Below are 22719 nucleotides of genomic sequence, written 5' to 3' on the forward strand. Positions count from 1 at the left end.
GAGACGAGAAACGCAAGAATCAAGCCGGATAATGCCTGCTTGAACCTAACGTAAAGGCTTTTATTTGAGTTGTCTTCTGCCACAAGGACACTTCCGTCGCTGTCATGAGGTAGAAGCCGAGTTAGGTGAGTGCCGCGATCGCCGCCGTTCGGCAAACCAATCCTGTAACTGCGTCCTACAAGGCGTTTCCAGAATCCCACCTAAAACCCTGAGCTGGTGAAACGAACAAGTGCTATCCGGTAAATTCATCACTGTCCGCACCGCACCAGTTTTCGGGTCGTCCGCCCCGTACACCAACAACCCCAACCGCGCCTGCACAATCGCCCCCGCACACATCGGGCAAGGCTCAAGCGTCACATAAAGCGTGCATTCATTCAAACGCCAGTTTTGTAACACCTGCCCCGCCGCCCGCAAAGCCAAAACCTCCGCATGAGCCGTTGGGTCGCGATCGCGCTCCCGCCGATTTTCTCCCTCAGCGATCAACTCTCCATCTGGCCCCACAATCACCGCTCCCACAGGCACCTCCCCTGCCGCACCCGCCGCTTCAGCCAGCTCCAGCGATCGAGCCATCCAGCGATGGTGCACTAGGTATTTGGGGTGAGAAAGAACAGGAGGGGGAAGTTGCAAGGATGAAGGATGAAAGGGAAGGAAGTCAAAAGTCAGAAGCTAGGAGATTGAGGCAATAAAAACAAAAGGCTCGAAACGCCTAAAGATCAACTCGTTTGGAGGGGGTCTGGGGGACGCAACCGTCCCTCAGCGGGGGTTTGGGGGCGAGTGCCCCCAAGGCTCGGATTAAGCTATCAAATTTCAAGAGCAGACTGCATCAAAAGCGAGTCTAACTGTCCCTGGCGATCCAACGCATACAGATCATCACAGCCACCGACATGCTCATTATTAATAAAAATCTGCGGCACCGTCCGGCGACCATTCGCCCGCTCCCCCATCTTGACTCTAGCCGCCCCATCCCCATCAATCTTGTACTCCGTAAACTTCACCCCTTTCCACTGCAACAACACCTTCGCCCGAATGCAGTAAGGACAAGTTTGCCAAGTGTAAATCTCCACATGAGCCTTTACCTGCTCAGGGTGCCGACCGAAAAACCGATTGAGAAATTCGAGCATGTTTTCTCAGAATTGCACTGCTATCTTAAGCATACTATTCGCACCCTCAGCCAAATAGAACCAATCCATCGCTCCAACCTCAATGCAGCGGGAACGGAAAAACTACTAAAAGACTAAAACCCGCGATCGCCAGCCCCAGAGAAACCGCCGTTAATTTCACACGATTCTGCCAGTCTGGTATCCCTGGCGATCGCTCCCCATCAGGTTTGGAAGCCTTACTACCTGATCGAGGCACCAGCCACAACAACAGACTCCCCAACGTCATCAAGCTACCCAGAATTGCCAAACTGCCACCGACCCAAGCCACCAGGAACCAAGCCATTTGATTCATCGTGATGCTCCGAACTCAAAAAACTTCCCAGCGATCGCCAGATAGAGATAAAGCCAGCTCTAGCCCACCGCTTCAAAAATAGCTGAATCACGCTTGGAGCCAAGCGCCTGTCTCCACTGTAGCCTTGCTCAATCTGGGTTACTGGAAGCAATTTGTAACGAATTCCTTAAGTTCTGACACACCCAAACTGCCACTCTTGCCGCTCAACCCAAAATCTTTCTGTCAAGGGTATACCCGCACTTTGGTAGGATTGAGAACTGAAATTGCCAGTTAAAACGACGCAAAATCAGCCGTTTGGAGGAAACACCTCGTGGAAAACACGCTCGGTCTTGAGATTATTGAAGTAGTAGAGCAGGCCGCGATCGCCTCTGCTCGCTGGATGGGCAAGGGCGAAAAGAACATCGCTGACCAAGTTGCTGTAGAAGCAATGCGGGAACGGATGAACAAAATTTACATGCGAGGCCGTATCGTGATCGGGGAAGGGGAGCGCGATGACGCCCCCATGCTCTACATCGGGGAAGAAGTGGGAATTTGCACCCGCGAGGATGCTAAAGAATACTGCAACCCAGACGAGCTGCTCGAAATTGACATTGCGGTTGACCCGTGCGAAGGCACCAACCTCGTCGCCTATGGTCAAAATGGCTCTATGGCCGTGCTGGCTATTTCTGAAAAAGGTGGTTTGTTCGCAGCGCCCGACTTCTACATGAAGAAGTTGGCAGCTCCGGCGGCAGCCAAGGGCAAAGTGGACATTCGCAAGTCTGCGACCGAAAACCTCAAGATTCTATCCGAGTGCTTAAACCGCTCTGTGGAAGAACTAGTGGTTGTCGTCATGGATCGTCCTCGGCACAAGGAATTGATCCAAGAAATCCGCCAAGCTGGAGCTAGAGTTCGCCTGATCAGCGACGGTGACGTGTCTGCTGCCATTTGTTGTGCTTTCGCTGGCACCAACATCCACGCTCTGATGGGCGTTGGCGCAGCTCCTGAAGGTGTGATCTCCGCTGCTGCAATGCGTTGCTTGGGTGGCCACTTCCAAGGCCAATTAATCTACGACCCCGCAGATGTCAACACTCCCGAAAGCAGCAACTGGAACCGGGAAGCCAACATCGCTCGTTTGAAAGAAATGGGCGTTGATGACCCCGATCGCATCTACAACGACGATGAGCTAGCGTCTGGTGAAACCGTCCTGTTTGCCGCTTGCGGTATCACTCCTGGCACCTTGATGGAAGGCGTGCGCTTCTTTAGCGGTGGCGCTCGGACTCAATCTCTGGTCATTTCCAACCAGTCCAAAACGGCTCGCTTTGTGGACACGATTCACCTGCTCGACGGACAAAGCAAATCCCTGCAATTGCGTTAATTTGCAGTTTCTTAATTGCTAACGGCAGGATTTCAGACAGGGGTATGGCAATGCTATGCCCCTGCTGAACTTTAAGCCTGAAACAGCATTAACCCTGGAGAAGTGCCACACTAAAGGTAGAAGCGATCGCTGACGTAGATCGCTTTTTCATGCCTATCACTTTGGGTCTCCAGCTAGATGAACTTTTCCTAACTTGCCTACTTTAGGTACTCCTTTAGTTTTAATTTAGATTTCTAAAGATCCATTGATTGAGACTGCTAGACGCCTGCTGGTTATCAAAAACGTTTTTTACATCAATCGCTCCGTCTGGCTTGGAAGACGACAACTCTTAGGGAGGGAAGATGAATATTGCCGTTGTGGGCCTGAGCCACAAGACAGCCCCCGTTGAAGTGCGCGAAAAGCTTAGTATTCCAGAACATCAACATGAGGCGGCGATCGCTCACTTGCAGAGCTACAGCCACATTGAGGAAGCTGCCATCCTCAGTACCTGTAACCGCCTAGAAATTTACATTGTCACCACCGAGTCGGAGCACGGCGTGCGGGAAGTGACGCAATTCTTGTCTGAGCACAGCAAGTTACCCATTCCGGCGCTACGGCCTCACCTATTTGTGCTGTTACACCAAGATGCAGTCATGCACTTGATGCGGGTGGCTGCGGGTCTGGATAGCTTGGTTTTGGGCGAAGGGCAAATTTTGGCCCAAGTAAAGCACACTCACAAGCTGGGCCAGCAATACAAAGGCGTAGGCCGCATTCTCAATCAACTGTTTAAGCAAGCGATCTCGGCGGGTAAGCGCGTTCGCACAGAAACCAGCATTGGTACTGGAGCTGTTTCGATCAGTTCAGCTGCGGTGGAGCTAGCCCAAATTAAGGTGCCCAACCTCGCTGCTTGTCGAGTTGCCATTATTGGGGCAGGCAAAATGGCGCGACTGCTGGTGCAGCACTTAATCTCCAAGGGAGCAGTGCAAATTTGTATTCTCAATCGTTCTTTGGAGCGGGCAGAGGAACTAGCCAGCCAGTTTACAGAGACGCAACTCAAGCTCTGCTTGCTGTCTGAGTTGTCGGAAGTGCTGACCTGTTCAGATTTGGTATTTACCAGTACCGCTTCGACTCAACCGATTTTGGATCGCGCCAAGCTAGAAAACTGCTTGGAGCCAACTCAACCTTTGATGCTGATCGACATTTCCGTGCCCCGGAACGTCGATGCGGATGTCAATGACTTGGAATGTGTCCAGGTGTTCAACGTTGATGACCTGAAAGCAGTAGTAGCGCAAAACCAAGAAAGCCGTCGGCAAATGGCAATGGAGGCGGAAGCCCTACTAGAAGACGAGCTAGATGCCTTTGATGTTTGGTGGCGATCGCTAGAAACCGTCACGACCATTAGCTGCTTGCGGGAAAAAATTGAAACCATTCGCGAGCAAGAGCTAGAAAAGGCGTTGTCTCGCTTAGGTAGCGAGTTTGCGGAGAAGCACCAGGAAATTATTGAGGCGTTGACTAGAGGGATTGTAAACAAGATTTTGCATGACCCGATGGTACAACTCCGGGCGCAGCAGGATATTGAGGCGCGGCGGCGAGCGATGCAGTCGCTGGAGATGCTGTTTAACCTCAATCCAGAGGCGCGATCGGGGGAGGCAATTTAGCATCCGAACCTTGGGGGCACTCGCCCCCAACCCCCCGCTGAGGGACGGCTGCGTCCCCCAGACCCCCTCCAGAAGTGGGGTTATTTTTTTGGGGTGAAGGCTGATGGGTAAGAGCTGGTTCCGCACAGTTTCTCAGGTTGTTGTCTTCCTGGTTGGATTGTGGTTGGCATTTGATTTGCTAGCTCGTCTAGGGGGAGAGGTGCTTTGGTTTCAGGAATTGGGCTATTCACCCGCGTTTTTACTGCGGGTCTGGACTAAAGCCTGTCTCTGGACGATCGCCTGCTTGGTGACGGTCGGGTTTTGGTTTGGTAATTTTGCGATCGCCCAACGCTTGCAGTACCAGAGGCCGCAAGAGCAAGATCTAAGCCCCAAGGACATTTTGTTGGGAAATCGGGTGGCTCGGCCTCGCGGCTTAGGGGTGACTAAGTTGCTGCCGCTGGCGGTGGGGTTAAACCTGTTGGTAGGCGTGATGCTGCTTTACTACGCTCAGGTGGCGGGACGCTATTGGCATCCTCCTAGCTGGCTGGGCAAGGCTTTTGCTAGCTTTTCCAATGCATCACTGCCGTCCCCTCAGCGCTTAGAACCAGAAATCATATGGCAAATCTTGGTGCAATTGCCGACTCACCTGCCGCAGGCGGCAGTGTTGGGTGGGCTTGTGCTGGGGCTAACAATTGCCCCTCGGTTTTGGTTGCGAGCGATCGCAGTGGTTTTAGCAGTGGGGTTTGGGGTCACGCTGGATGGCCACTGGGCACAGGTTTTGCAGTACTTCTATCCCACGTCGTTTAACAGTACTGATCCGCTTTTTGGTCGCGACATTAGTTTTTATGTCTTCACTCTGCCAGTCCAGCAACTCCTTGCCTTTTGGCTGACAGGTTTAACCCTGTATGCCTTAGTGTCAGTAACGCTGTGGTACCTCCTATCGGGAGAAAGCTTGAGTGAGGGCAACTTTCCGGGATTCTCGGCTCCGCAAGTTCGCCACTTACAGGGCTTGAGCACTAGCCTGATGGTCGCGATCGCTTTTAGTCACTGGCTCAGTCGTTACGAGTTGCTGTACTCCTCTAGAGGCGTGGTTTATGGCGCTAGCTACACGGATGTAACGGTACAGTTGCCGATTAACACTGGCTTGAGCTTTTTGGCCTTGGCGATCGCGGTTTTTCTACTTTGGCGGACGATAGTCGGCTCGAAGCGAGCGAGCCAATCCGCTCCTTGGCTGTATGGGTTGAGCTTGTACGTTGCGGTTGTGGCGATCGCGGGCATCGCTTTACCAGAGGCAGTGCATCGTTTTGCCGTACAGCCTAACGAGCTAGCACGGGAACGTCCTTATATCGAGCGCAGCATTACCCTAACCCGTCAAGCTTTTGACCTGCAAGCCATTGATGCTCAAACCTTTTCCCCCACTGGAGAACTGACCCGCACTGACCTGCAAGCCAACCAACTCACCCTCCGCAACATTCGGCTCTGGGACACACGACCACTCCTACAAACCAATCGGCAGCTACAACAAATCCGGTTGTATTATCGGTTTCCAGATGCGGATGTCGATCGCTACACGCTTTTGAAGGATGAAGGCGGAAGAACGTTCGCGAAGCGTTCCGAAGGAAGGGATGATATTGCTTCTTCTCTCCTCACTCCTAACTCCACCCTGCAAGAACGCTTTCAGCGAACACCCTTCACTACCGAAAAGCAGCAGGTTCTAATTTCGGCGCGGGAGTTAGATTACAGTGCGGTGCCGCAACAAGCTAAAACTTGGGTGAATGAGCACTTGGTCTACACCCACGGCTATGGATTTACGCTTAGCCCAGTGAATCGGGTGGGGCCAGGGGGTCTGCCAGATTATTTCGTTAAAGATATTGGGGTCAACCCAGCCGATGATAATGCTAGCTCTTTGACGACTTCCAGCGCTGGAATTAGAGCCAGTATCCCCATTGGTCAGCCTCGACTCTACTACGGGGAGATTGCTAATACCTATGTCATGACTGGGACGAGAGTCAAGGAGTTGGACTATCCCAGTGGAAACGACAACGTTTACAACACCTACGGGGGGCGCGGTGGTGTCTTCCTGAATTCTCAATGGCGACGGTTGCTATTTGCCAAGTACTTAAATGATTGGCAGATGGTGTTAACTCGCAACTTTACGCCCCAAACCAAGGTGCTGTTCCGTCGCAACATTAATCAGCGGATTCGGGCGATCGCCCCTTTTCTGCGTTATGACAGTGAGCCTTATTTGATTACGGCTGACACCAACCCAGAGGCTAATGCTGGCGATGATTCAGCCGACCAAAATTATCTTTATTGGATGGTCGATGCCTATACCACGAGCGATCGCTATCCTTACTCAGACCCTGGCAATCATCCGTTTAACTACATTCGTAACTCGGTCAAGGTGGTAATCGATGCTTACAATGGTTCGGTTGATTTTTATGTCGCTGACCTGACAGACCCAATTATTCAAACTTGGGCCAGAATCTTTCCAGGATTATTCAAACCGATCAGTGATATGCCCGCTGCCCTTCTCAGCCACGTCCGCTATCCAGTCGATTTTTTCAATGTGCAATCAGAGCGGTTGCTGACCTACCACATGACTGATCCGCAGGTATTTTATAACCGGGAAGATCAATGGCAGGTTCCGGTAGAAATATATGGCAGTAAACCGCAGTTAGTGGAACCCTATTACCTAATTACTAGCCTGCCCGGGAGCGATACAGAAGAATTCATTTTGTTGCTGCCCTTTACGCCGCGACAGCGCAATAATCTGATTGCTTGGTTGGCAGCGCGATCGGACGGAGAAAACTATGGCAAGCTGTTGCTCTACGAGTTTCCTAAACAGCAATTGGTCTACGGGCCAGAGCAAATTGAAGCGCGGATTAACCAAGACCCGATTATTTCTCAGCAAATTTCCTTATGGAATCGGCAAGGTTCACGGGCGATTCAGGGCAATCTGTTAGTGATTCCGATCGAGCAGTCATTGTTGTATGTTGAGCCTCTATATCTGGAAGCTGAGCAAAACAGCTTGCCTACTTTAGTCCGAGTCATTGTGGCTTACGAAAACCGTATCGTCATGGCCGAAACGTTTGACCAAGCTCTAGCAGCCGTGTTTGAAGCTAAAGCACCCACTGCCCCAGTGGTGCGTCCCGTAGCCGCTCCCACACCTCCGACTCCATCGCCTGTCCCCTCAACGCCCTGAACCGTATTAGGATTTAGCCACATGGCAACCATCCGTGAAGCGTTTGTTAGCGCCGTTCAGCATCACGAAGCTGGGCAGTTGCATCAAGCCGAGCAGCTTTACCGCTTAATTTTGCAGCAAGAGGCTAATTATTTCCCTGCCTTGCATGGCCTAGGGCTAATTGCTTACCAAGCTGGTTACATTGAGGAGTCGATCGCGCACTACCGCCAAGCGATCGCCCTCAAGCCTGAGGTTGCTGATGCTTACAACAATCTAGGATTGGCTTTGGTTGCCAATGGTGAATATGCGGCGGCTGTGGCTAGCTACCAGCAAGCGATCGCTCTAAATCCCCGCTACCCAGAAGCCTACAACAACTTAGGCCATGCCCTGCGGCATCAAGGCAAAGTAGCTGAGGCGATCGCAGCTTATGACAAAGCGATCGTGCTGAAGCCAGAATTTGTCTCGCCTCATTGGAATCGGTCTCTGGCTTTGTTGCTGGGTGGAGATTTAGGCCAAGGCTTTGCGGAATATGAATGGCGCTGGCGACGCGAAGGCAAACAACTACGCCCATTTCTCCAACCTCTCTGGGATGGCTCAAACCTATCGAGACGGCGGATTCTGCTATATGCCGAGCAAGGGTTCGGCGACACGATGCAATTTATTCGCTACGCCACCTGGGTTGCAGAACAAGGCGGGCAGGTGGTGGTAGAGTGCCAAGCTCCCTTAGTTCGCTTAGTCCAAACGGTGCCCGGAGTGCAAGCCGTTGTCGCTCAAGGTGAAGCTTTACCCGCCTTCGATGTGCAGAGACCGCTGATGAGCTTACCTTGGCTCCACGGCACCACCCTAGAAACCGTTCCTGCTCAGGTGCCCTATCTTCAGGTTCCTAGCTCTAGCTCGATCACCTTGGTCACCCCTCCAAGCACCCAGTTAAAAGTAGGGTTCGTCTGGTCGGGCAATCCAGAAAATCGCAATAATCGCAATCGCTCCTGTACAGCGGGTGACTTCCGCCCTTTGCTAAATATCCCTGGCGTAACGCTTTACAGCTTGCAAAAAGCAGCCCAACCAGAAGAACTGGCTCAACTGGGTGCACTGAGCGATCGCATCCAAGATTTAAGCCCCCAGTTACAAGATTTTGGTGATACAGCCGCCGCGATCGCGCAACTTGATTTAGTTGTCACGGTAGATACAGCAGTCGCTCATTTGGCTGGAGCTTTAGGTAAACCTGTCTGGGTATTGCTTTCGTTTGCTCCCGATTGGCGCTGGATGCTGGAGCGAGAAGACACGCCTTGGTATCCCACCATGCGGTTGTTTCGGCAAGCTCAATTTGGTGATTGGGCAGGTGTGTTGACGCGAGTGGTGGCAGCACTGCGGGAGGCGATCGCTCAACCGCAAAAATATTTACTAGATAAAAGCCAAACCTCACCCCTAGCCCCTCTCCTACAGGAGAGGGGTGCCGCAGGCGGGGTGAGGTCAGCCAATGCTCTACCCGAGCAAGATTGGGCAGCACTCCTAAAAACTGCTATCCAGCACTATCAATCAGGTCGTTTGGCGGAAGCCGAGCAAGTTTATCAGCAAATTTTGCAAGCACAACCCAACCAAGCCGAGGTTTGGCAGTTGCGGGGGGCATTAGCCGCCACTGAGAAACGTAACTCTGACGCGATCGCCTACTACCAAAAAGCCTTAGCCCTTAAACCCAACTTTCCGGAAGCGCATAGTAACTTGGGCGTAGCGCTCAGCCAAACCGGGCAAATTGAGGCGGCAATTTTTCATTACCGACAAGCGATCGCCCTGAATCCTGGAGCCGCTGAGTTGCACCACAACTTGGGGGCCGCGCTGAAAGAACAAGGCCAAGTTGATGCCGCGATCGCGCATTACCAGCAGGCGATCGCGCTGAATCCCAACTACGCCATGACCTACAACAACTTGGGCACAATCTGGGAGGCCCAAGGTCGCTATAGCGAGGCAATGGTTTGCTACAACCAAGCGCTAGCCGTTAATCCTGAGAATGTCGACGCCCGCTTTAGCAGAGCGATCGCGCTATTACGGATCGGTGACTTGAGGCGAGGTTTTGAGGAATATGAGTGGCGGTGGCGACGACCAGACATGAAGCCACAACCATTCAAACAACCAATTTGGGATGGCTCTGACTTGTCAGGAAAAACCCTGCTGATTCATACAGAGCAAGGGTTTGGCGACACGATTCAATTCATTCGCTATGTAGCCTTAGTAGCGCAGAAGGGAGGCCGCATCCTTGTGGCTTGTCAGCAAGCGTTATCCACGCTGGTTCAGCCCCTCCCCCAGATTCAGCAATTTATCGTCGAGGGTCAGGCCATCCCCAAGTTTGATGTCCATGCGCCACTATTAAGCTTGCCGCGAATTTTAGACACCAGCCTGGAAAACATTCCTGCCCAGGTGCCCTACTTGCAGCCTCCAACCTCCAGCCTGACTTTAGTCGCCCCACCAGCCACGCAACTCAAAGTTGGCTTGGTTTGGTCAGGTAATCCTACCCATCCGCACAACAATCAGCGCTCTTGCCCCCTCCAGCAGTTTTTGCCTCTGCTAGAGCTGCCTGGAGTTGCGTTCTATAGTTTGCAAAAAGGCCCGCAAATTGCTGATTTAGCGCAACTCCCCTCTACGGCAATTCAAGATTTAAGCCCCCAGTTACAAGATTTTGGCGATACAGCCGCCGCGATCGCCCAACTCGACCTCGTGATTGCCATTGATACCTCCGTGGCTCATTTAGCGGGAGCCTTAGGCAAGCCAGTTTGGTTGCTGCTCGACACCTCCCCTGACTGGCGCTGGCTCACCGATCGCGAAGATAGCCCTTGGTACCCGACAATGCGGCTATTTCGGCAAACCACTGCGGGAAATTGGCCTGAAGTCATTGAGCGAGTCAGTCAAGCACTGCAAAAATTATTAGCCAGTTGCCTGCCTACACCTCTGAGTGATTTGGAGGCGGCGATCGCTACTGCCCTCCAAAGGCACCAAACTAATCAACTAGAGGCAGCCAGCACCATTTACTTTCAGGTATTGCAGCAAGACCCCAACCACCTAGATGCCTTACATTTGCTAGGAGTGATCGCGCACCAAAAACGCCAATTTGACCAAGCGATCGCTTACTACAAGCGGGTGTTGGCGATCGCGCCCAACTTTGCCGAAGCCCATGCCAACCTCAGCGCCACGCTGCGGGAACAAGGCCAGTTTGCGGAGGCGATCGTCCATTGCCAAAAAGCTTTGGCGATCAACCCCAACTTCACGAACGCTTATGCCAGCTTGGGCTTAATTTACCGTCAGCAAGGCAAGTTGGATCAGGCGATCGCAGCCTACAACCAGGCTCTAGCTAAAAATCCTGACGATATTGAGACTCATTGGAATCGCGCTTTGGCTTGGCTGATCAGCGGAGATTTCCAGCAGGGATTTGTCGAGTACGAATGGCGCTGGCGACGACCCCACCGACGGTCTCGTCCTTTTGCTCAGCCACTATGGGATGGCTCAGACTTGCAAGGGCAAACTATTTTGCTCCATGCAGAGCAAGGCTTTGGCGATACGATTCAATTCATTCGCTATGCGGCTTTGGTCGCTGAGCGCGGCGGACGGGTGATTGTGGAATGCCAAGCCCCACTGCTGCGCCTATTGTCTGGGATGGCTGGCATCGCTCAACTCGTGGCTCAAGAAAACCTACTGCCCGTCTTTGATCTGCACACACCACTGCTGAGCTTGCCGCGCTTGTTGGGTACCACGGTAGACACCATCCCTGCCTCAGTTCCCTACATTGTCCCTCCGACACAATCCGCCGTAAAGCTCAGCGCACCTGCTGGCCATCTGAAAGTTGGCATCGTTTGGTCGGGCAGCCGCACGAATCAAAACAACCATCATCGCTCTTGCTCACCGCACTGTTTTCAACCATTGCTGACGATACCAGGAGTCAGCTTCTACAGCTTGCAGAAAGATGCCTCAGTTGCAGAACTCGCCCAACTCACCAGTGACGGTGCAACCGTAGAGAATTTAAGTTCGCAGTTGCAAGACTTTGCTGATACAGCCGCCGCGATCGCTCAACTGGATTTAGTGATTACCGTGGATACTTCTGTGGCTCACTTGGCAGGCGCAATGGGCAAACCTGTGTGGGTGCTGCTCACCTTTGCCCCTGATTGGCGTTGGCTGTTAGAGCGAGAAGATAGCCCTTGGTATCCCACGATGCGGCTGTTTCGTCAGCAACAACCGGGTGACTGGGCAGCTGTGATCAGCCATGTCCAAGAAGCATTGCAAACATTAGTAGAGACACCATCGCCATCAACCCATTCTCTTCCTGCCATGCCCCAGCCTTCTCCTGAATTCGCAGCAGCTACTCCACCCGACAATTCTACTAACGTCACTCCCCCACCTCCCACCGCAAACACTAAGCCAGTGAGACCCATTGGTATCGGCTGGCAACTGAGCTTAATGACAGGATGGGGAGTTTACGGCATCAACTTCACGCTCCAGTTGCAGCAGCATCCTCACTTCGCTCCGATGTTGCTGACACCCGCCTCAGTCACCTCAGAACTGCTCAATCCGCTACACCAAGTGCTGTTGCGTCCTGCGATCGCCCAACAGGGAAATCTACAAAACCTGCTGGCTAACTACCCCAAGCAACAAGTCGGCTTAGATATCCCCATCTTCTACGCCTTGGGCAAAGATTTTGACTCTAAACTGTTACCGCGAGTCTCCGGTCAGCGCAATTTCGGCGTGGTGTTTTTTGAAGATACGGCCCTAAAACCAGAAGCCATTGCCAAGGCTAAAACCTATGATGCGATCGTGGCAGGCTCAACTTGGAACGCCCAAGTATTGCAAAGCTACGGCCTAGAAAACGTCTACACCGCCCCTCAAGGCATTGACCCAGCGATTTTTCATCCTGCTCCCAAAGCCAATTTGTTTCGCGATCGCTTCGTGATTTTTTCCGGCGGCAAGTTGGAGTACCGCAAAGGTCAGGATATCGTGATTGCAGCTTTCAGGGCGTTTCGCGATCGCCACCCAGACGCATTACTCCTCACGGCTTGGCATAATTTCTGGCCACAATTCATGTTGGGGCTGGAGCAATCAGGTCACGTCCAAGGTATGCCAGCTATTCATGCTGATGGTCGCTTACGAGTAGTGGAATGGCTCGTTGCAAATGGGATTCCCGCCGATGCCTGTATTGATGTTGGCCCCATTCCCAATCACATGGTGGGGCAGATTATCCGTGAAGCCCACGTTGCGGTATTTCCCAATCGCGCAGAAGGCGGCACCAACTTGGTAGCAATGGAAAGTATGGCTTGTGGGCTACCCACGATTCTCTCAGCCAATACGGGCCACTTAGATTTGATTGGGAGCGATCGCTGCTACGCCCTCACTCATCAAAAACCTGCTAAATCAATTCCCATTTTCCAAGGTGTAGAAGGCTGGGGCGAATCAGACGTAGAAGAAATCGTGGAAGCTCTAGAACAGGTCTACACCGACTACCAAACCGCTCAAGCCAAGGGCCAAGCCGCCGCCCGCTTCATGCAAAATTGGATCTGGGAAAAACAAGTGCAACGCTGCCTCACCGGACTCAACCTATAAATTTGAAGTTCTTTATGACTCAGGTGGGCACTCTAGGTGAGCTAATTTGACATATAGAATTTGACATATAGAAACAGATATGAAGCTAATTCATGTGCATGGGTTTACAGAGCTTCAGCCAGAATCACTTATTACCAATCAATATCGAAAGTTTGCCAAGAAACTTCATTGGAGTTTGGAAATTCAAGAGTTTAAGTGGAACACTCTACTCTCGTGCCGTGGCGTGTTATCTAGAACTTGTGCAAAAACTACTATAAAACAAACCGTAGTAATAGCAATATCAAAACAACGGCTAAAATCCAGACTAATGGTAACCACCATCTCGCTTGTTTCATCCCATCTCGTACCGCTCGGTTGAAATGAGGCTTTTCAGCGCTGTACAGGCAAATTGCAACTAACATGTTGAGGATGCTTCTGCCAGGAGCTAGAAAACGTATACCAGAAGCAGAAGTGAACATTTCAACAACTAGAAGTACCACTGATAATATGGCGATCGCTCTACCTCGCCATAAATAGCCACGACGAAATACATTAATACTGTATAAAAGTGTACCAATTCCAAAATCAAAAAAGATGCAATAAGCGGCTAGGGCTCTAGGACTGTAAAGAGGAGCTTTGGATAGTATCTTGGCAGATATTTGTTCAGCATGGTCTTGCACCCACAAGCTGTATCCTAAGAAATTAATATGTTTAGACATGCTAAAGCCCTGTTGAGCCTAATAGAAATAGAGTTTCATACTTGACAAGTCAACTTGAGATATCACGAAATCTCTAAGGTTTATTTCTTTGCTAAATTTGCCAGGTCAGTTCTTGCAACGGGCAAATCTAACCAACTGCTTAGTTCGTAAGCCAACCAGTCAAGCTCTGGCTTTGTCAGGCGGCCTCTACCACCCAACTCAAATTCTTTAGTTCCAGCCCAAAGTTTTATTTGAGGAGGAACAATAATGATATTTCCCTCTAAATCCTTTCGCCGAAAAATGTGCGTTAGTTCGAGTTCAAAAATATTGTGTCTAGCTTCACTAAGATATAAATATTTCCACCCAAGTATCTCATGGGACAAAGAGACTTCCAGTTGAGTCAAGCAGAACCTAACTTGAGCAAAGAGAGTGTGGAAAATGCCCCCAATTGTTACAAAAACTGGAAGAAGTACAATTGGCCAAAAGATCTGAATATCAATTATGGCGGCAGGCAAAATCAAGGTCGCTCCTGCTATTAATCCAATCCATGCTTTAGCGATAAGTTCAACAACATCGAAGCCCTTAGGTGGAATCAAAATCTCTAACATTTGTCTGGTATTTCTAACTGTGACCTTGCTACCAGCAGGTTTCCTAGCGCCTGCCGATGACAAACCATATTTCTGTAAATCAGGTGTTTCTAAAGCTTCTAACGCCTGATTTGTAGATTTGGGGCGTAGCTCTACATCCGGTTCTGTCATCCACTTGAGCCAATCTCTAAGTGATTGGCTGAGGTTAGTACGATCCTCAAACAGAATTTGCATCTTCCGCTGCGGCAGTTGGTTGGGGTGTTGGCCTGTTGCTAAATAAATTAGCGTTGCTCCCAAAGCATAGAGATCAGAAGCAGGCGTGGTTTGTCCTCCAAATTGCTCAAATGGCATGTAGCCGTAGGTGCCAACAATGGTTCTTGTCCCATCCTGAACTGTGGTTTGGACAGAACCAAAGTCAATCAGGTAGATTTGTCCCAGACTATGACCACTGCGATCGCCTAGCAAAATATTGCTGGGTTTAATATCTCGATGCACAACCGCAGGCTGGCGGCTATGGAGGTAGTCTAAAATTCCTAGAAGTTCTTTCGCGATCGCTTTGAGTTCTGCCTCGCTAAAAGTTCGTCCAGACTGTACCCAATCCTGTAAAGGCTTCGACTCAATGTAAGTTTGAACCAGCGCAAAACCCTTGCCTAATTCAGTTTCGACGTCAAAGTAGTCAAGATATTTAGGGATAGCTGAATGATTCAGGGATTTGAGGACTTCCGCCTCTCGTTCAAAAAGTTTTAGATCTTGCCAAGTAAAGCTAGGGCCAAAGAGCAATAACTTGATAACAACAGGTAACTTTGTTTGCAGATCCTTTGCTAGAAAAGTTTTACGACCAGCCTGATGGCCTAGCAGAGATTGAATGCGGTAGCGATCGCACAAAACTTGGTTAACGAGTTGATCCATTGCTTTAGGAACGTAGCAGGGCGAAGAATTCAGCTAAATGTTTGTCTGTTCATTCGCCAACTATTTCGTCTTCTGCAATAACTCGTTACACTTGGTCCTGAGCTTAGTGCAGAGTGGTCAATCAAGAAAAGCTTATTCTGCGGTTCGTTGCCACCAAGGTTGTTTTAGGCTGGGGAATCGTTGCATTGCCTGACTGAGCAATGAATTGACTGCCTCAACCGGAGGTAAAATTCCATCTACCGTGATGACATTTTCTTCGGGGCTAATGGAGTCAAAGGCAGCGATTTGGCTTTGCAGCATGGCAGACTGCATGTAGTGATTTTGTCGTTGAGTGAGGCGGCGCTCCAGTTCTGTATGCGGTACTTCAAGGTAAACCAGTTGGACACGCCCTGAAGCGGCTAGGTGGTTGCGGTAGGAGAGTTTGAGCGCAGAACAAGTGATGACCGTCTCTCGATTGCGATCGCCAGCGCGTTGAATATCATCCTCGATTTCTAAGAGCCATTGTCGACGGTCTGCGTCTTGCAAAGGTTGGTGGGACAGCATTTTGAGGATGTTGGCCTGGGGATGGCGGCGATCGCCCTCTAAAAAGTCACTTTCTAAGCGCTCGGATAGCAATCGCCCTACTACCGTCTTCCCTGATCCAGCTACCCCCATCATGATCCAGACCAATGGACAGTCGTTCATTTCTGCCTCACAACCTGAAGTTAGACACGAGTAAATAACAGGTTAAATACCTTAGTGGTGTCGCAATATTGGTTAGGTTCTAGCTTAACTAAATTGGGCGAACTAGCTTGCATTAAATAAGCGTCATATCCGAGCGATCGCATCCATTCTCGCAGTTCAGTTTCGTTGGTTCCCATTTGCTGTAAACCGAAACGATTGACTTCAGAAATAATGTAAGGAACTCGATGAGTTTTCAGAATGTTTATACTGCCCTTCAAAACTTGCAACTCTGCGCCTTCGGTGTCAATTTTAATCATCTTAGGCGGGATAGAGTTTTGGTCAGTCAAGGCTTGGTCTAGCGTGGTAACACTAACCTTCTTTGTTGCTTGGCTCATCCGACTTTTTTGATTAAATTGGTGCGCTCCCACATTCCACAAAGCATGACCACCATCATTATCTAAATTGACAAAAAATTGGGCTTCTTTTGTTTCAGCTCCTAAAGCAACATTAAAAACCTTGAGATTTGGGAGTTGATTCAGTTCAATGTTTTCTAAGATCTTTTTGTAGTTCGCCGACTCCATTTCAAAAGCCAGCACACTACCCGAACCACCAACCAAAGTAGCTGCTAAAAGAGAGAAATAGCCCACATGTGCCCCAATATCAATAAAGCGATCGCCGGGACGCAACGTTTGAATCAAAAAATCAGAAACTTCTGTTTCATACAGCTTGCCAGCGCTAAAACGCGACAGCATGAGTTGCTGGGTATATTTTTCCGCATCCAAGTACAGCTTTAACTGTTTGGTTTCTTGGTTACTAGTAATTGATAAATTCACCACTTGGGTTTTAGTGGGCGAAACGGCAGGTTGCCTGGTAGGGGCGATCGCGCCATTGGCATCGTTGAAGATCGTAGGCCGACCAATCGGAGACAAGCCAGGTTGCAAAGTCACAGGACCATGCATGACTGTGGCAATTCTGCGAGCATCGGCTTCTCGATATGGGGCGGTTCTGCCAAACAAATCCATATCTCGTCGCACCGCAGGCTTAAGATTTCCCTGAGAGTCCACCTGCTTGAACTCGTAAGTGGAATCAATTTCAGCCTTGCCATAGCCCCAATGCAAATGCTCTGTCAACACATCGGGAATGTAGTGCAAGCGCCCGACTCGCTTGGCAATATCCATAATCCACAGATCATCATACAAACACTCAAAAATGCCTGTAATGAAGTAGCCCAACGTTAAACACCATTTGCGGCTGACAATGGGGAAGGTGCATAGCTTCTCGCCCCAGTGACCTTCGTTGAACCACATGCAAAAAATCTCATCTGGGAATTTTGCGGTTTCTTGGTCGAGTCGCGTATCCCACCCTGCGTCGTTATAAATTTGGTCATCAGCGGCCATGACTAGAAGATCGCCTTGGGAAGCAGTCGCCAAGGCATTCCAGGCTTTAGAAACCCCAATTGGCTCGTTGACCATCAAGAAGCACTGCTTTAAGCGGTTGAGTTCTGTTTTATGAGCTTTCAGTTGCTCCACGTAGTCCAGTTTGGTGGAGTCGTCGGTATCTACATAAAATAAAACCTCGACTCTTTCCGGATGGTGCGCGGTTTTCAGCACACTTAAGACGAGACGGAGGGCTTTATCAGGTCGTCCTCGCGTGGGGCAAAGCAAGGAGATCGTTTTCAGCGGCGTTGACATGCTCAAGATCCTCGATCAGGCAAAATTCTAGGGGATTAGCAAAGTGGGGCAACTCACTTTAGCGAGTGGCAAAGGCTCAAGCCATTCGTTCAACTCAACAACAGCTAGCCTCTATTTCTCTTGATCATTCCCAACATAATGTCTATCTGAAAGCGCAACTCAGCTTTTGTGAGGCAATCTGGGACCGAGTTTTGATATTGAGCTTTGAGATGCGGGGTTGGGTAGGGAATGCTGGAGTCGGTGTAGCGTTAAAGTTACAGACTTGAGATGAGACAAGTTTGCAGGCAAGATTCAGTGGAGCAAGGCATTGGGCGGTATGGTGAATATTTCTGAAGCTTCGGCGATCGCACTCCAACATTTTCAGGCCAAGCGGTGGTCTGAAGCTGAGCAAATCTATCGGCAAATTTTGCAGCAGCAACCCAACCAAGTTGAGGCTCTGTCTCAGTTAGGGCTGATTGCTCAACAACAAGGGCAGATTCAAGCGGCAACTCAGTATTGGCACCAAGCGGCAACCCAATATTGCCAGCTGGCTCTGGCCTGCTTCAACCGTCGCCAACTCGATCAAGCGATCACTTACTACCAGCAAGCGCTAGCCCTGCAACCTACCGCCTCCGACATTCATACCAACTTAGGTAATGTTTACCAAGACTTGGGCCAAGCGGAAGCCGCGATCGCCTCTTACCAGAAAGCTCTAACTCTCAAGCCCGATTCGGCTGAGGCCCACAACAACCTCGGCAATATGTACAAACGCCAAGGTCAGTTGGCAGAAGCCAGCACCCACTACCAGCGAGCAGTAGTGCTACGCCCTGACTTGGCCGAAACCTACAACAACTTGGGCAACGTGCTCAAAGACCAAGGACGGATGACGGAGGCGATCGCGGCTTATCGGCAGGCGATCGCGATGAAACCCGGTTTGATGGAAGCGAAGAGTAATCTGCTGTTCTCGCTGCACTACGACAGCACCCACGACCCGGAGACAATTTTTGCTGAGCACAAACGCTGGGCCGAACAGTATGCCGAGCCGCTGACTCAAGCGGCGACGCCACACTTAAATGATCGAACTCGCGATCGCCGTTTGCGGATTGGTTATGTCTCCCCAGACTTTAACGCCCATCCGGTGGGATTTTTCATCGGCTCTGTACTCGCGGCTCACGACCATGCCAACTATGAGGTGTTCTGCTACGCTAATCTGCTGGCCGCTGATGGCTTGACCGAGCAATTCCGCCGCTTTGCTGATGGCTGGCGCGACATTATTAGCCTTAGTGACGAGCAAGTAGCCCAGTTGGTCCGCCAAGACCAGATTGATATTTTGGTGGATTTAGCAGGACATACGGCTGGCAACCGCATTTTGGTGTTCGCGCATAAACCTGGGCCGATCCAAGTGACTTACTTGGGTTACCCCAACACCACAGGCTTGTCAGCGATCGATTACCGCCTGACTGATACCTGGGCCGATCCCGTAGGAGTGGCTGATACTCGTCACACCGAGAGCTTAGTGCGGCTACCCCGTGGCTTTCTCTGCTACCAAGCAGCACAAAACGCCCCAACTGTAGAAGCATTGCCCGCGCTGACGAAGGGATACGTCACCTTTGGCTCCTTTAATAACTTGGCCAAGGTGACACCAGAAGTGATTGCAACTTGGGCCAATATCCTCAAGGCCGTACCCCAATCTCAGATGGTTTTGAAATACAAAGCTTTGACTGATGCGGCTACTCGTCAGCGCTTTCATGATTTGTTCACTCAACATGGCGTGACTAGCGATCGCATCCACCTACTAGGGCACGTCTCTTCTTTTGCCGAGCACTTAGCCCTTTATCACCAAATCGACATTGGCCTTGACAGCTTCCCCTACAACGGCACTACCACCACCTGTGAAGCGCTATGGATGGGGATTCCGGTGATTACTCTGGCTGGCAAAAGTCATGCGGCTAGGGTGGGGATGAGCTTGTTAGCCAATCTAGGGCTGACCGATTTGATTGCTGTGTCTTCAAACGAGTATGTAGCATTGGCCAAACGTTTAGCCGAAGACCGCGATCGCCTACGCTATCTCAGATCCAATTTGCGCTATCTGATGTCGCGATCGCCTCTAACAAATGGGCGCGGTTTTACTCAAACGCTCGAAAGCCTGTATCGGCAAATGTGGCATCGCTGGTGTGACGCGCCAAGCAAGCCGTAGTTTCCTTTCAGAACCGTGTTTACCGACAGCTTATGGACGCTTGAATCTTTGTCAAAGATTTTATTCGCTCGGTAAAAATACGGTTGTAGCTCAGGCTGATTCTTTCGATAAATGAGTGAAGTTGATTGTACAGCCATACCCCTGCCTCTCTATGACTGCAAATTCTGGATCACCCTCAGAACCCCCCAAAGGACAAGGATTTAAAGTAACCCTAACTCAGGGCATTATTGGTGCTGTCTCGCTGGCTGGTACGACTGCCATTCCCCTGCTAGTCAATCGGTATCTAGCTCCTCCAACTGCCGCAGAAAGCCCCGCTCCAGCCGCTCAAGTATCGCCTGCGCCAGCTACAACTCAGGCATCGCCTTCAGCGGTTCCTGCTGCGGCTCCTGGTCAGGTAGTTCCAGGACAGACAGTCCAAACGCAAACCGGAAGCGTCATGCAACTGCCAGTAGAGCCCGTAGAAGGCAAAAACGGCAAAAAGAAAAAGCACGACTAGGGTCAAGCAACTCAAGCCGCAAATTGCTACAAGGCTTCTCTCAAAGGGTGCATCACAACTAGTTTGCAGAAAATTTGAGCGTTGGAGGTGGGTGTCAAAACTCACCTCTTCGTGTTTTTAAGGCACTTTCGGGATGAGTACCTGTTGCCCTTACTGCCCCAGATAAGCCTCTAAAACTTCGGAGTTCGTTTGAATTTCACTAGGACTGCCCACTGCCAAATTGCGGCCTTCTGCCAAAACCCAAACGCGATCGCACAGCGACATAATCACGTCCATATTGTGCTCAATAATCAGGAACGTCAGCCCTTCACGATTCCAGGTAGTGATGTGTTCGCAGATTTGGTTGATCAGGGTAGGATTCACGCCAGCCGCAGGTTCGTCCAGCAAAATCAGTTTGGGCTGCACCATCAAAGCACGCGCCATCTCTAGCAATTTGCGCTGACCACCGGAAAGCGCTCCTGCATACTCATGGGTCATATGCGTCAAGCCTACCGACTCTAAAATGGCGTAGGCTCGCTCCTTTAACTGCTTTTCTTCCTTAGCCACCTGGCGAAACTGCAAGCAAGCGCTCCAGAAATTTTCTCCCGTCTGATGTTGAGCCGCCAGCAGCATATTTTCTAGCACCGACAGCCGGGACAACACCCGCGCTACCTGGAAAGTACGAATCATGCCTTGCTGAGCAATTTGATGGGGTTGTAGTTGTTGAATCGGTTCACCATCAAAAATCACCCGCCCTTGATCGGGGCGAATAAAGTTAGACAGCAAGTTAAACAACGTTGTTTTACCCGCACCATTGGGGCCAATTAGTCCAGTGATACTACCCTGAGCCACCTCGATCGCGGCATTATCCACGGCTTTGATGCCGCCAAAGCTCTTGGAGAGGCCACTCGCTGCTAAAAGGGGAACCTGGGGTTGGGGTCTCCGGTCTTCCACCTCGGTCAAAATTTCTTCTAAGCCTTGCTGCGGCACTGCTTCCGGCAAAACATCGGGAGACTTGGGATCATCGACCAAGGGTTAATTCCTCCTTTTTACCTAGAATGCCTTGGGGTCGCCACATCATCACGACAATCAAGATCAAGCCAATGATCATGACGCGGAATGCGCCTAATCTCGCATCGTCTAGCGGCACAATGTCTTTCAGGACAAACCGCGTTAACGTGTTGTAGGCCCAGAAAATTGTCCCACCCAGCAAGGTGCCGACGTTATTCCCAGCGCCACCCAAAACCACAATCGTCCAAGCTTGAAATGTGATTAGGGGAATGAAGCCGTCGGGGTTGATGAAGGTGAGCTGCCAAGCGTAGAAGGCTCCCGCGATACCAGCGATCGCGCCCCCTAGCATTAGTGATTGCAGCTTGTACCAAAACACATTTTTGCCTAGGGCTTTGGCAACTTCCTCATCTTCTCGAATCGCCTTCAACACTCGGCCCCAAGGCGATCGCACCAGCCACTCTAACAAGCTAAACAAAATCGCCAGCACCACCACCAGCAACAACATCAGCCCTGCCTTGTAGGAGTAGTTGTAGAGGGCGTTCGCACCAATGCTATACATCCACAAGCCTAAAATCGAGCACAAGGAGACGCTAAACAAAGCCAAACCTGCGGCCCATTCTGACAAGCGAGCCACTAGGGTTTTAGCGATCGCGATGTAAACCCAGCCTACCCCGACCAAAGCGATCAACAGGCCCAAGCCTAACAGCTCTGGCGAAAGGGCACGGCTTAGTTTGAGCTGTTGCATCACAACTCCGACTCCCCCTAGGAGCAAGACGAGTGAGCCCGTGTAGCCACCCCAAACCAACGCATTTCTAATCGCGGCGGGACGAGACACTGTCTTGAGGCGTTGCTGCACCCACTGCCAAAGCTTCCAGTAGGCCAAACCGACCACTACCGTCAGCAGAGCAATCATGCCGCCTCTCGTGAAGGCATTCGGGTTAAATTTGTCCAGCGGTAGGGGATAGCCATACACACCCCGCGCTCCTCGCGTTAGCCACTCTTCATTCAGGGCTACGAGTCGCACCACTTCAGACACGCCAATTGTCACGATCGCCAAATAGTCTTCTCGTAAGCGGAGGGTAGAAAAGCCGATCAACAAGCCTAGCAAGGCAGCCAAAGCCGCACCAGCTAAGACTGCAATGGGTAGGGGTATCCCAGTTAGCGTCAGTAAAACGGTGGTATAGGCTCCGACCGTCATAAAGGCAACATGACCAAAGTTGATCAGACCTGTAAAACCCCACTGCAAATTCAAGCCCAAGCTAAAGAGAGCATAGGTTGCAGTGAAAATAATTAACTGGACAATGTAGCCTTCCATGCCAAAGTTGACAACAGCAATAGGGGAACAGA

The 22719-nt window shown here is 50.8% G+C and carries 16 protein-coding genes; 6 read left to right on the forward strand and 10 right to left on the reverse strand.

The features are described 5' to 3' along the window. Positions 1 to 102: 102 nt before the first annotated feature. The 4 genes from tadA to H6F72_RS22065 all read right to left on the reverse strand — a co-directional run bounded on the left by tadA (position 103) and on the right by H6F72_RS22065 (position 1603). Positions 103 to 627, reverse strand: a complete 525-nt coding sequence (tadA, locus tag H6F72_RS22050) for a tRNA adenosine(34) deaminase TadA (RefSeq protein WP_255527364.1) — start codon at positions 625 to 627, stop codon at positions 103 to 105. A 173-nt stretch (positions 628 to 800) separates the two neighbouring features. Then, positions 801 to 1121 carry a glutaredoxin 3 gene (grxC, locus tag H6F72_RS22055; protein WP_190440887.1) on the reverse strand — a complete coding sequence of 107 codons (321 nt, stop codon included), beginning with the start codon at positions 1119 to 1121 and terminating at the stop codon, positions 801 to 803. Between the two features lie 79 nt (positions 1122 to 1200). Further along, positions 1201 to 1452, reverse strand: a complete 252-nt coding sequence (locus H6F72_RS22060) for a hypothetical protein (protein ID WP_190440890.1) — start codon at positions 1450 to 1452, stop codon at positions 1201 to 1203. Continuing rightward, positions 1391 to 1603: a hypothetical protein gene (locus H6F72_RS22065; RefSeq protein WP_190440893.1), complete on the reverse strand. Its 213-nt coding sequence runs from the start codon at positions 1601 to 1603 to the stop codon at positions 1391 to 1393. The genes H6F72_RS22060 and H6F72_RS22065 overlap by 62 nt, the downstream gene beginning before the upstream one ends. Positions 1604 to 1762: 159 nt before the next feature. On the opposite strand from H6F72_RS22065, the gene glpX reads away from it, so the two are divergent. The 4 genes from glpX (at position 1763) to H6F72_RS22085 (ending at position 13183) form a co-directional block, all read left to right on the forward strand. After that, positions 1763 to 2806 carry a class II fructose-bisphosphatase gene (gene glpX / locus H6F72_RS22070; RefSeq protein WP_190440897.1) on the forward strand — a complete coding sequence of 348 codons (1044 nt, stop codon included), beginning with the start codon at positions 1763 to 1765 and terminating at the stop codon, positions 2804 to 2806. Between the two features lie 341 nt (positions 2807 to 3147). Beyond that, positions 3148 to 4443, forward strand: coding sequence for a glutamyl-tRNA reductase (locus H6F72_RS22075; RefSeq protein ID WP_190440898.1), 1296 nt, complete (start codon positions 3148 to 3150; stop codon positions 4441 to 4443). 103 nt (positions 4444 to 4546) lie between these two features. Next, positions 4547 to 7627 carry a UPF0182 family protein gene (locus H6F72_RS22080; RefSeq protein ID WP_190440899.1) on the forward strand — a complete coding sequence of 1027 codons (3081 nt, stop codon included), beginning with the start codon at positions 4547 to 4549 and terminating at the stop codon, positions 7625 to 7627. A gap of 21 nt (positions 7628 to 7648) precedes the next feature. Further along, positions 7649 to 13183 (forward strand): tetratricopeptide repeat protein, encoded by a 5535-nt coding sequence (locus tag H6F72_RS22085; protein WP_190440900.1) that lies wholly within the window; start codon positions 7649 to 7651, stop codon positions 13181 to 13183. A 251-nt stretch (positions 13184 to 13434) separates the two neighbouring features. Here H6F72_RS22085 and H6F72_RS22090 read toward each other — a convergent pair whose 3' ends face one another. The 4 genes from H6F72_RS22090 to H6F72_RS22105 form a co-directional block, all read right to left on the reverse strand. Further along, a complete protein-coding gene (locus tag H6F72_RS22090; RefSeq protein WP_190440901.1) occupies positions 13435 to 13881 on the reverse strand; it encodes a hypothetical protein in 447 nt (148 codons plus the stop codon). 80 nt (positions 13882 to 13961) lie between these two features. Beyond that, entirely contained in the window at positions 13962 to 15356 is a 1395-nt protein-coding gene (locus H6F72_RS22095; protein ID WP_190440902.1) for a serine/threonine-protein kinase, read from the reverse strand. 132 nt (positions 15357 to 15488) lie between these two features. After that, positions 15489 to 16040 carry a gluconokinase gene (locus tag H6F72_RS22100; RefSeq protein WP_242017068.1) on the reverse strand — a complete coding sequence of 184 codons (552 nt, stop codon included), beginning with the start codon at positions 16038 to 16040 and terminating at the stop codon, positions 15489 to 15491. 20 nt (positions 16041 to 16060) lie between these two features. Then, positions 16061 to 17710 (reverse strand): FkbM family methyltransferase, encoded by a 1650-nt coding sequence (locus tag H6F72_RS22105; RefSeq protein WP_190440905.1) that lies wholly within the window; start codon positions 17708 to 17710, stop codon positions 16061 to 16063. 316 nt (positions 17711 to 18026) lie between these two features. Here H6F72_RS22105 and H6F72_RS22115 point away from each other — a divergent pair, with 316 nt between their 5' ends. Continuing rightward, positions 18027 to 19886 carry a tetratricopeptide repeat protein gene (locus H6F72_RS22115; RefSeq protein WP_190440909.1) on the forward strand — a complete coding sequence of 620 codons (1860 nt, stop codon included), beginning with the start codon at positions 18027 to 18029 and terminating at the stop codon, positions 19884 to 19886. A 151-nt stretch (positions 19887 to 20037) separates the two neighbouring features. Further along, positions 20038 to 20382, forward strand: a complete 345-nt coding sequence (locus H6F72_RS22120) for a hypothetical protein (RefSeq protein WP_190440910.1) — start codon at positions 20038 to 20040, stop codon at positions 20380 to 20382. 150 nt (positions 20383 to 20532) lie between these two features. Here the strand turns inward: H6F72_RS22120 and H6F72_RS22125 are convergent, their stop codons facing one another. Beyond that, a complete protein-coding gene (locus tag H6F72_RS22125) occupies positions 20533 to 21393 on the reverse strand; it encodes an ABC transporter ATP-binding protein (protein ID WP_370527550.1) in 861 nt (286 codons plus the stop codon). Continuing rightward, entirely contained in the window at positions 21383 to 22687 is a 1305-nt protein-coding gene (locus H6F72_RS22130) for a branched-chain amino acid ABC transporter permease (RefSeq protein ID WP_190440912.1), read from the reverse strand. The genes H6F72_RS22125 and H6F72_RS22130 overlap by 11 nt, the downstream gene beginning before the upstream one ends. Positions 22688 to 22719 lie beyond the last annotated feature (32 nt).

Origin of the sequence: Trichocoleus sp. FACHB-46, assembly GCF_014695385.1 — a bacterium.
GTDB lineage: Bacteria > Cyanobacteriota > Cyanobacteriia > FACHB-46 > FACHB-46 > Trichocoleus.

What these genes read in the sequence shown, in the direction of transcription:
- grxC (WP_190440887.1), bottom strand. Translation starts at nt 1,121, where the DNA reads ATGCTCGAATTTCTCAATCGGTTTTTCGGTCGGCACCCTGAGCAGGTA.
- H6F72_RS22060 (WP_190440890.1), bottom strand. Translation starts at nt 1,452, where the DNA reads ATGAATCAAATGGCTTGGTTCCTGGTGGCTTGGGTCGGTGGCAGTTTG.
- H6F72_RS22075 (WP_190440898.1), top strand. Translation starts at nt 3,148, where the DNA reads ATGAATATTGCCGTTGTGGGCCTGAGCCACAAGACAGCCCCCGTTGAA.
- H6F72_RS22080 (WP_190440899.1), top strand. Translation starts at nt 4,547, where the DNA reads ATGGGTAAGAGCTGGTTCCGCACAGTTTCTCAGGTTGTTGTCTTCCTG.
- H6F72_RS22085 (WP_190440900.1), top strand. Translation starts at nt 7,649, where the DNA reads ATGGCAACCATCCGTGAAGCGTTTGTTAGCGCCGTTCAGCATCACGAA.
- H6F72_RS22090 (WP_190440901.1), bottom strand. Translation starts at nt 13,881, where the DNA reads ATGTCTAAACATATTAATTTCTTAGGATACAGCTTGTGGGTGCAAGAC.
- H6F72_RS22095 (WP_190440902.1), bottom strand. Translation starts at nt 15,356, where the DNA reads ATGGATCAACTCGTTAACCAAGTTTTGTGCGATCGCTACCGCATTCAA.
- H6F72_RS22100 (WP_242017068.1), bottom strand. Translation starts at nt 16,040, where the DNA reads ATGAACGACTGTCCATTGGTCTGGATCATGATGGGGGTAGCTGGATCA.
- H6F72_RS22105 (WP_190440905.1), bottom strand. Translation starts at nt 17,710, where the DNA reads ATGTCAACGCCGCTGAAAACGATCTCCTTGCTTTGCCCCACGCGAGGA.
- H6F72_RS22115 (WP_190440909.1), top strand. Translation starts at nt 18,027, where the DNA reads ATGGTGAATATTTCTGAAGCTTCGGCGATCGCACTCCAACATTTTCAG.
- H6F72_RS22120 (WP_190440910.1), top strand. Translation starts at nt 20,038, where the DNA reads ATGACTGCAAATTCTGGATCACCCTCAGAACCCCCCAAAGGACAAGGA.
- H6F72_RS22130 (WP_190440912.1), bottom strand. Translation starts at nt 22,687, where the DNA reads ATGGAAGGCTACATTGTCCAGTTAATTATTTTCACTGCAACCTATGCT.